This window comes from Brevibacillus reuszeri (assembly GCF_002897295.1).
GTDB classification, from domain to species: domain Bacteria; phylum Bacillota; class Bacilli; order Brevibacillales; family Brevibacillaceae; genus Brevibacillus; species Brevibacillus reuszeri_A.
Window position 1 is genome coordinate 86930 of record NZ_BEXF01000024.1, and the last position, 6575, is coordinate 93504.

At 47.3% G+C, this 6575-nt stretch carries 5 protein-coding genes, 4 tRNA genes and 1 rRNA gene; all 10 read right to left on the reverse strand.

What is annotated here, in order from left to right:
• Window positions 1-14: 14 nt before the first annotated feature.
• Window positions 15-962 (reverse strand): DNA-binding protein WhiA, encoded by a 948-nt coding sequence (gene whiA / locus C3B52_RS27820; RefSeq protein ID WP_103109632.1) that lies wholly within the window; start codon window positions 960-962, stop codon window positions 15-17.
• A gap of 6 nt (window positions 963-968) precedes the next feature.
• On the reverse strand, window positions 969-1979 hold the full coding sequence (locus C3B52_RS27825) for a gluconeogenesis factor YvcK family protein (protein ID WP_103109633.1): 1011 nt from the start codon (window positions 1977-1979) through the stop codon (window positions 969-971).
• Window positions 1980-2063: 84 nt separating this feature from the next.
• Window positions 2064-2945 carry an RNase adapter RapZ gene (gene rapZ / locus C3B52_RS27830; protein WP_103109634.1) on the reverse strand — a complete coding sequence of 294 codons (882 nt, stop codon included), beginning with the start codon at window positions 2943-2945 and terminating at the stop codon, window positions 2064-2066.
• A gap of 236 nt (window positions 2946-3181) precedes the next feature.
• Window positions 3182-4141, reverse strand: a complete 960-nt coding sequence (gene trxB / locus C3B52_RS27835) for a thioredoxin-disulfide reductase (RefSeq protein ID WP_103109635.1) — start codon at window positions 4139-4141, stop codon at window positions 3182-3184.
• A 65-nt stretch (window positions 4142-4206) separates the two neighbouring features.
• Complete coding sequence (locus tag C3B52_RS27840) at window positions 4207-5850, reverse strand: tetratricopeptide repeat protein (RefSeq protein ID WP_103109636.1); 1644 nt, start codon at window positions 5848-5850, stop codon at window positions 4207-4209.
• Window positions 5851-5998: 148 nt separating this feature from the next.
• Window positions 5999-6074: transfer RNA gene (locus C3B52_RS27845), tRNA-Gly, on the reverse strand.
• A gap of 41 nt (window positions 6075-6115) precedes the next feature.
• Window positions 6116-6191: transfer RNA gene (locus C3B52_RS27850), tRNA-Lys, on the reverse strand.
• Window positions 6192-6196: 5 nt separating this feature from the next.
• Window positions 6197-6272: transfer RNA gene (locus C3B52_RS27855), tRNA-Phe, on the reverse strand.
• Window positions 6273-6300: 28 nt separating this feature from the next.
• Window positions 6301-6377 (reverse strand) — tRNA-Asp (locus C3B52_RS27860).
• Between the two features lie 73 nt (window positions 6378-6450).
• Window positions 6451-6575: ribosomal RNA gene (locus C3B52_RS27865) — 23S ribosomal RNA — on the reverse strand; the annotation flags it as partial.

The following is a 6575-nucleotide window of genomic DNA, read 5'->3' on the forward strand; positions in this document are numbered from 1 at the left end:
AGTATATCATGCATCTAGATCGAAATATTTTGTTTTTCTCGTAATTTGTCAGCGATTTCGTTTATTTTTCGCAAGCGGTGGTTAATCCCAGATTTGCTAACTACCCCACTCGGCACCATTTCCCCCAATTCTTTCAAATTGATATCGGGATGAGCTAGTCGTAATTCGGCTACTTCACGCAGACGTTTCGGTAAATTCTCCAATCCTACCTCGTTGTCGATCAGTTGGATATTCTCCATTTGCCGCGTGGCAGCGTTTACCGTTTTATTAATATTAGCGATTTCGCAATTATGTAAACGGTTAACGGAGTTACGCATATCCTTGACAATTCGTACATCCTCAAAATACAGGAGTGCCTGGTGCGCCCCAATCAGGCTCAAAAACTCTGTGATTTTCTCGCCTTCTTTAATATAGAGAACATACCCTTTTTTCCGCTCGATGCACTTGGCATTTAGTTTATACCGATTAGCGATCTTGGTCAATGCTTCGCAAAAATCTTGATAGGAAGTGAATATTTCCAAATGATAGCTGGAAGCCTCCGGATGATTAACGGAACCTCCAGCCAAAAAAGCACCACGCAAATAAGCAGCTCTGCAGCAAGACTTTTTCACGATCTCAGGCGCGATACCTGGAATAAAGGACAGGCTGTTATCCATGATGCCTAGCTCCTGCAAAATTTCGTTTGCTTTATTCGGTATCCGTACAATATAAACGTTGTTTTTCTTGAGCCGCATTTTTTTACGAACGAGCAGTTCTGCGTGGATTTGGAACATTTTTTTGATCAATGTGTAAATACGTCTGGCAATCGCCGCGTTTTCCGTTGTTACATCCAACACCAGTCGTCCGGCTCCAAACTGCAGACTGCCATTCATGCGGATCAGAGCTGACAGCTCCGCCATGCTACAGCAATCTCCGCCCTCCTGCATGGTCAATTCTTTTTTGGTATGCGCGGCGAATGACATCGACTTTCACTCCTTCTCCAACTTCAGCACCTTCCGCCTGCGCTTGACTAGTGAAACAACCTGTTTGCTTACTGCATGCGCATCGTGCCTCAGGTAACCATCCTCAAATGTGACCAGCGGCTTCGCCACAACGTGCAAGCCTAGCTGACGCAGCTGCTTCAGGTCACATGGGACAGGAGCCGCCCCCTTCTCCGCATACTTCTCCAGTACATGATTCGGCAGCTCTGCTGAATTGACAATGATCGTATCCAAGAATGGTTCATTCACATGTTCATACATCACATTCACATGCCGGGAAGCGGTAAAGCCATCTGTTTCTCCTGGCTGTGTCATGACGTTACAAATGTAGATCTTTGGCGCTGGTGAGCGTTTGATTGCAGCAAACAAGCCACGCACTAACAGATTAGGCAGGATGCTCGTGTACAAGCTGCCTGGTCCGATCAGTATCGCGTCTGCTTCAGCAATCGCCAGCAACGCTTCACTCAGTGGTACTGCATCCTCAGGATCGAGGAATACACGCTTGATTTCCTTACCTGTGAGCGGTATTTGGGACTCTCCCACAACGAGAGATCCATCTGTCATTTCCGCTTTCAAACGAATCGATTGAGTAGAAGCAGGCAGCACATCCCCTCGGACAGCTAATACCCCACTCAACGTTTTGACTGCGGTGACAAAATCTCCTGTAATTTCATTCATTGCTGCAAGTAGTAGATTTCCCAAATTATGCCCGGCTAATCCCGTGCCTGTGGAAAAACGATATTGCATCACTTTTTCCATCAACGGCTCCGTATCGGCCAAAGCAGTCAACACATTTCGTATGTCGCCTGGCGGGAGCATATCCATCTCTTCACGCAAACGGCCGGAGCTTCCCCCGTCATCTGCGACCGTCACAATGGCGGTTATATGCACCGGCTCGTGCTTGAGTCCACGGAGCAGGACAGACAGACCCGTTCCTCCCCCAATTACGACAATACGTAATTGCCTTGGCTGCAGCCTCCCCATTCCCTTAGTCGGCATATGTCACCTCGTTATCCCCTGATACACGTAATAGGTGGCACGATCTGATACGATAACGTACGTTTTCTTCCTGCCATCCTATGCTTACTTGTTCTTTTCCATGTCTCTATGACTGACACGTATCGAAAAATCTTTTCCTAAGGTTTGTCCCAGATGCTCTGCGATCGCTACTGAACGGTGCTTACCTCCTGTGCAGCCAATTCCAATCACCAGCTGGCTTTTCCCCTCACGCTGATAGTGTGGCAAGGTATACGCTAAAAAGTCAGTCAGCTTTTCTATAAACTCTTTCGTTTCCTTATGTTCCATTACGTATTCCGCCACTTCCGGGTCACACCCAGTTCTTGGGCGCAGCTCCTCGACATAATGCGGATTTGGTAAGAATCGGACATCAAACATCAGATCTGCATCAATCGGTGTCCCGTACTTGAAGCCAAACGACAATACATTAATCGTAAGTGGAGATCCATGCTGTCCGTATTGGCTGATGATTTTTTCACGTAGCTGTATCGGCTTCATTTGACTTGTATCGATAATCTGGTGCGCCCATCCCTTCATTTCCTGCAACAAGCGGCGCTCTGCATGAATCCCTTCAAGTGGTGAACCATTAGGTGAAAGCGGATGGCGACGACGCGTTTCTTTGTATCGGGAAACAAGGGTTTGATCACTCGCATCCAGATACAAGATGTGAAAGGAAAGTCCACTCATCTGGTTCAGGCTTTCGATTGTTACGGACAGACTTTCAAAAAATTCTCGCCCCCGCAAATCTATAACCAATGCGACCCGCTCAATACTCCCACCAGACTGTTGTACCAGTTCTGCAAATTTAGGAATTAGCACTGGCGGCAAGTTATCCACACAAAAATAACCCAAATCCTCCAAGCTCTGCACAGCAACTGTTTTTCCCGCACCTGACATCCCGGTAATAATCAGGAGATTAATGGCCTTGTCGTTTCCCAATTCCGTCACGCAACTCGCCTCCTATGATTCTGTCAATAGCATACCATATTGACTGCCCTATTCGCATCCTTTTGAGAACGTCCCCACTGTTTCCCTACACTTGCACCTGTTGTGTACAAGCCATTTTGGACAAAAAAAGATGCGCGACTGAGATCCCAGCCACGCAACAAAGTTTATATAGATAAGGGGGTCAATTCATTGTCTTTATCTTACCCTTGAAATGTTTCAACCATGTTACAAGCAAATTAAGAGATTGTGACATTTTGTTCTTTTAGCTGTTCATCCAGCGCTTCTACGAAGTGCTGTGCAGATTGAGCTGCAATCGAACCGTCTCCTGTAGCTGTCACAACCTGACGCAGTAATTTCTCACGAACGTCACCAGCTGCGAATACACCTTTTACTTTGGTGTACATTTTTTCATCAGTCAAAACGTACCCTGCATCATTCGTAATCCCCAGTGGACGTACGCTCTCAGTCAACGGGTCCATACCTACGTAGATGAAGACGCCGTCAGTAGCAAGCTCGCTTTGCTCACCAGTTTTCGTGTTTTCCAGCAAGACGGATTGTACTTTGCCTTCACCACGAATTTCTTTCACTGCTGAATCCCAGATCACTTCGATCTTTTCGTTTTCAAAAGCGCGTTTTTGCAAGATCTTTTGTGCGCGGAACTGATCACGACGGTGAACGATTGTTACTTTGGAAGCGAAGCGAGTCAAGAAGACAGCTTCCTCTACCGCGGAGTCACCGCCACCTACAACAACTAGCTCTTTGTTGCGGAAAAAGGCTCCGTCACATACTGCGCAGTAAGAAACACCACGGCCAGACAGTTCTTTTTCACCTGGGGCACCTAACAGACGGTGTTCTGCACCTGTAGCTACGATGACAGATTTGGTCAGGTACTCTTTATCTCCTGTAATGACGCGCTTGTATGGCTCCTCATCACGAATTTCTTTGATTTCGCCATATGCGTACTCAGCACCGAATTGCTGTGCGTGCTCAAACATTTTTGTAGACAAATCCGGTCCGAGAATAGAACCGAAGCCCGGATAGTTTTCAATCTCTTCCGTATTGGCCATTTGACCGCCAGGTATTCCTCTTTCGAGCATCAGTGTGCTCATATTCGCACGAGACGTGTATACAGCAGCCGTCATCCCTGCAGGACCTGCTCCGGCGATAATCACATCGTAAATTTTTTGATCGCTCATATCTATTGCCTCCTCGTCTAACACGGTTTCTCTATCCTTGTTTAAACTAATTATAATGTAATAATCTATTTAAAATCAAGTGTCGACAATACTTTGACGCACTTTGCCACAGTAGTGACAGAGATTCCGTATTTTTTTGCCAGATACGCTTGCGACTTTTTTTCTTGCTTTACAGTTCCGTATACATATTCTAATGCAGCGACCCACGCTACTGCTTTCCGCACTTGTACATGATTTTGAGCGTGCTCATGATAATGGTTCCAAAAGCGTAGGCACCATTCTCCGGCTTCCTTTTGTCCGTTCTCCAGCAAAAAGTGACGAATCGCTTCTTCTACACTATCCTCGAGATGTACTTCGGCGATTGGGTACTCGTTGTGATCGGGAGCTTCGGCAGGCATGGCTGCTCCCATGTCCGAAAGTGCCAGCAGCGCCAGCTTTTGTAGCTGCTGATTGTCGGTCTGGTAATAAAACTGGCGGACTGCTGTTTCTGCTTCGTCATCACCAATGAGCGACAACGTTTGCAGAACCGCAAATTTCACTTCGTCACGCCCGTGCTGCAAAGCCCAAAGTAGGGATGCCCGAATCATTGGATCGCTTTTAAAGTCTTGAACACCGGTGAACGAAGCTTGTTCCCAAGAAACATCCTTTTGCGGCGGATTGTATTGATAGGGGATCGGTTTTATAGTCTCCCCTTCTTGTTCGTTTTTTACCATTTGAATGTACTGATCAGCGATCCCGGCTTCCGGGTCCATTTGCTTGGCTTTTTGCCACCAGCGGAGAGCCTGATCCTTACGTCCACTCAAATGAGCAGAGATGGCAGCATAGTGGTATGTGCACGCCTCCTGTGGCTGTCCTGAGCGCAGCAAACGCTGATAATGGAAGTACGCCTCGTCGTGCTGTCCGAGCACGCCCATCGTCGTCGCCAGCTTATAGGTGTTTTCCGGATGAAACGGAACTACTTTTTTGAGCATGTCCATCAGCGTAAGCAGCTCTCCTGCTTCATTATGATGTGACAGCAGAACGGCCAAATTGCACAGGGCATGCAAGTTTCCGTTTTCCATGTCCAGCGTCCGATCAATGGTGTCCATCGCTTTTTGAAAATCACCAACATAATAGTAGGCAAGGGACAGATTGTTCCAGGCCGGCAAGAAGTCTGGGTCGGCCTCAACAATTTCTTTCAAAATGTCTAGCGCCTCCAGGAACCGCCCTTCTTCCAGGCTACGTCTCGCACGCTCGTGCTTGCTGTAGACGTCTTCTTTGTCACTCGGAAGAAAATGACGTGGGGGCATGTCTAGCTCGAAATAAATGTAATCAAGGAGCTCCTCTGCCTCTTCACGGTACGGACCCGTACTATCTTCCTGTAAATAGCGAATAGCCAGCTCTTCTGCCATTTGGAAGTCTTCCAGATTCGCATAATTATTGGCCATATAGAAGTAGACTTCCGTCATGGACGTATCCCATTTTTCGATAACCTCATAGAGAACATCATTCGATGCTTCAAACTGTCCTGCTTCGGCGAGCGCACTCGCTAAATGACAATGGCACTCGGCACTTGTAGGTGCAAGCTCAATCGCTCTGCGAAAGGATCGCAATGCTTTTTCATAGTCGTATCGATTTAAAAACCGCATTCCACGATCCACAAAAAAAGCGGCATCTTGTTTAAAGTCAACGACAGTCGTTTTTTTCAAAATACTTTTGTTATGTTTCATAAAACCTCCAACATCGTAGGAGCAGCACTCCAAGTATCGTACCAGAAGCGCTGCTACCCTACAAGCTGACTCGTCTATTAAAGTGTTTTGTGGCAAAAAGCAGGAAAACACCACTGGCACATAGCAAGTGGTGTTTGCGAACTAATAATGGAGCGGACGAAGGGTCTCGAACCCTCGACCTTCGCCTTGGCAAGGCGACGCTCTACCAATTGAGCTACGTCCGCATATCTTATCATATTTTTACTTTTGAATTGCTTGTAAAAACTGGTGAGCCATGAAGGACTCGAACCTTCGACCCTCTGATTAAAAGTCAGATGCTCTACCAACTGAGCTAATGGCTCGTACATGGTGGCTCGGGACGGAATCGAACCGCCGACACGAGGATTTTCAGTCCTCTGCTCTACCGACTGAGCTACCGAGCCAAAGACATACTTTTCCCCACCAATTAAATGGCGGAGCTGACGGGACTCGAACCCGCGACCTCCGGTGTGACAGACCGGCGTGAACTCCAACTTCACCACAGCTCCGTGAAAAATGAAGCGACAAATGCGCTTAGCATTCGTTCCCTCAAAACTGAATACGCATGTTTGCTAAGAGTGTGTGGATAAGTCCTCGACCGATTAGTATTCGTCAGCTCCACGTGTTACCACGCTTCCACACCGAACCTATCAACCTCATCGTCTATGAGGGGTCTTACCAGCTTGCGCTGTGGGAAGTCTCATCTT

Bases quoted from the DNA above. Each gene is read 5' to 3' on its own strand.
- trxB (WP_103109635.1), bottom strand. From the start codon at position 4,141: ATGAGCGATCAAAAAATTTACGATGTGATTATCGCCGGAGCAGGTCCT.
- C3B52_RS27825 (WP_103109633.1), bottom strand. From the start codon at position 1,979: ATGCCGACTAAGGGAATGGGGAGGCTGCAGCCAAGGCAATTACGTATT.
- C3B52_RS27840 (WP_103109636.1), bottom strand. From the start codon at position 5,850: ATGAAACATAACAAAAGTATTTTGAAAAAAACGACTGTCGTTGACTTT.
- whiA (WP_103109632.1), bottom strand. From the start codon at position 962: ATGTCATTCGCCGCGCATACCAAAAAAGAATTGACCATGCAGGAGGGC.